This window comes from Collinsella sp. 4_8_47FAA (genome assembly GCF_000763055.1).
In the GTDB taxonomy this organism is placed as follows: Bacteria; Actinomycetota; Coriobacteriia; order Coriobacteriales; family Coriobacteriaceae; genus Collinsella.
On record NZ_KN214147.1, the window covers coordinates 1 to 2,093 of the forward strand.

A 2,093-nucleotide genomic window follows, 5' to 3' on the forward strand; every position below is an offset into this window, starting at 1 on the left:
AGCTTAGAAGCCGAATATCGCGCCCGCTCGAATATCTGATGCGCAGGGAACAGCCAAGGCAACAGAGCCTTAATGACGTGCTGCGCGATGCGCAGCGGGCGGCGGATGCGTGGAACCGCGACCACGCTGCACCGCAGAGGACGTATCGCGGGCGGGCTAGATGATGTGTTATAGTATTACCTGTAATACACGACAAGGAGGTGCGACATGGCTACCGCGGTCACATCAATGAGGATTCCAACCGAGTTGAACGAGCGCTACAGCCGTCTTGCGAAGGAGACTGGCAGGTCGAGGAGCTTCTACGTTAACGAAGCCCTGCAAGAAGCTATCGACCGTTTCGAGTACGAGTACGGGATTCTCAAGGATATCGAGGACTATCGTGCTGGCAGGCTTGAGACCTACAGCATCGACGAGGTAAGGGCGCACTGTGGCCTGGCGAATTGATTTCACGAGGAACGCCGACAAGGCGATGCGCAAGCTCGATAAGGGCGTTGCCGCGCGGGTGTTTGACGAGCTTGACGAGATAGCGAAGCTCGAAGACCCAAGAAGCAGGGGCAAGGCATTGACGGGAAACTTGGCAGGCGTGTGGCGATACAGGGTCGGTGACTACCGAATCCTGTGCGACATCAATGACGGCAGGCTCGTCATTCTCGTGGTCGATGTTGCGCATAGACGCGAGGTTTACAAGCGCAGATAAAAAAAAGAAAAGCCCCAGCAAGCTTGGCGGCAGCAGGGGCATTCGAGACAAGGAGATTATAGCATGGCGGCAAACGCTGGCGAGACGAAGGTGAAGCTCTGGGAGGGCATCTGCTACCCAGAGAACATGCGCGATGACTGGCAGGACGAGATAGACGACATTCTTCAAGTGCCTTTCGCTTATGCGGTTCACGACATAGACCATGACCAGAAGAGCAAACAGCGCAAGACGCATGCGCACGTCATTGTTGTCTGGGGCGGCAACACGACACGCAAGGCAATCATCAATGTCTTGAACCGATTGAGCGCGGACGGCAAGAAGTGCTGTTCGTCAGCCGAGCCAATCAACAACATCAGGCATGCGTATGACTATCTGATTCACGACACGGCTTCCTGTCGCAAGAAGGGCAAGGAGCTGTATCCGGTCGAAGCACGCATCGAGGGAAACAACTTCGACATTGGTCAGCTCGAACAGCTCTCGACTAAGGACAAGCAGGACATGCTCTTCGAGTTGGTCGGCTTCATCATGTGCGAGAGGTTCGAGACCATCAACGATTTCACGGCTGCGGCGCTGAGGGAGTTTCCCGAGCAGTACCGCGAAATCATCGTGGGGTACAACTCGATTCTCGAGCGCTATTGTCGCGGGAACTATCTGAACGCCGAACGTAAGCGCAAGTGCGTGGAACAGTCAGGTGCCAAAGAGTAGTCGGGTCAATGCAGCAATGCGTGACTACGGGGCGGCGTGGTCTGCGCTCGCGCAGATCTAAGCCGACTCGTTCACGGATTGCGGAATTGACGCGACGGCCAACCGAATAGACCAGACTTGATTAAGGGTCGATGGACGCTCTGCTCCATCGACCCTTTCCTTGCCCGTGTCTCGACTGGATGAGACCTGCAGAATCGGGCGGCTCATTATTTTTCGCTAACTACGTCCGAAAAATAATGTGACAAATGACAAATGACAAATGACCACAGGGGGGCGAGGTACTACGACCTCGCCCATGGGAATCCGATATCCGATACCGATACGTCGGGGTGGTTTGGAGGGGTTTCACCCCTCCATCTCGGCGGAGCCGAGCGGGCAAGGAAGAGGTGCCGCCGCCGATGACGCGCAGCAATCTCGACCGCTGGGAGGATTGCGGAGAAGCCCCGCAGGGCACGTCCTTAGCGCAGCTAAGGTCTAACGTGCTAGACTTTAGTCGGTTAAAATCTGACGTAAGGCGGTTCCGACATGGCACACATAGCGAAGTACAAGGCAACCTCGGTCGGGCACATGCTCGCCCACTACAGGCGCGATGCATCCAGCCTGGAGCGTGACAACATCGACCCGAGCCGCGTTAAAAACGACTTGGTTGTCGGGCACTACACGAACAAGGACGGGAAGCTTGTTGTGGGGC

The 2,093-nt window shown here is 56.1% G+C and carries 3 protein-coding genes; all 3 read left to right on the forward strand.

From position 1 onward, the window contains the following. Window positions 1-207 precede the first annotated feature (207 nt). The 3 genes from HMPREF9463_RS10135 (at window position 208) to HMPREF9463_RS10145 (ending at window position 1,402) form a co-directional block, all read left to right on the forward strand. A complete protein-coding gene (locus HMPREF9463_RS10135) occupies window positions 208-444 on the forward strand; it encodes a type II toxin-antitoxin system RelB family antitoxin (RefSeq protein ID WP_035138971.1) in 237 nt (78 codons plus the stop codon). Between the two features lie 25 nt (window positions 445-469). After that, window positions 470-697: a type II toxin-antitoxin system RelE family toxin gene (locus HMPREF9463_RS10140; RefSeq protein ID WP_154270956.1), complete on the forward strand. Its 228-nt coding sequence runs from the start codon at window positions 470-472 to the stop codon at window positions 695-697. Window positions 698-760: 63 nt separating this feature from the next. Beyond that, a complete protein-coding gene (locus HMPREF9463_RS10145; protein ID WP_035138973.1) occupies window positions 761-1,402 on the forward strand; it encodes a Rep family protein in 642 nt (213 codons plus the stop codon). Window positions 1,403-2,093: the final 691 nt, after the last annotated feature.

Excerpts from the sequence above, each read along its gene's own strand:
- HMPREF9463_RS10135 (WP_035138971.1), top strand. The coding sequence starts at position 208 with ATGGCTACCGCGGTCACATCAATGAGGATTCCAACCGAGTTGAACGAG.
- HMPREF9463_RS10140 (WP_154270956.1), top strand. The coding sequence starts at position 470 with ATGCGCAAGCTCGATAAGGGCGTTGCCGCGCGGGTGTTTGACGAGCTT.
- HMPREF9463_RS10145 (WP_035138973.1), top strand. The coding sequence starts at position 761 with ATGGCGGCAAACGCTGGCGAGACGAAGGTGAAGCTCTGGGAGGGCATC.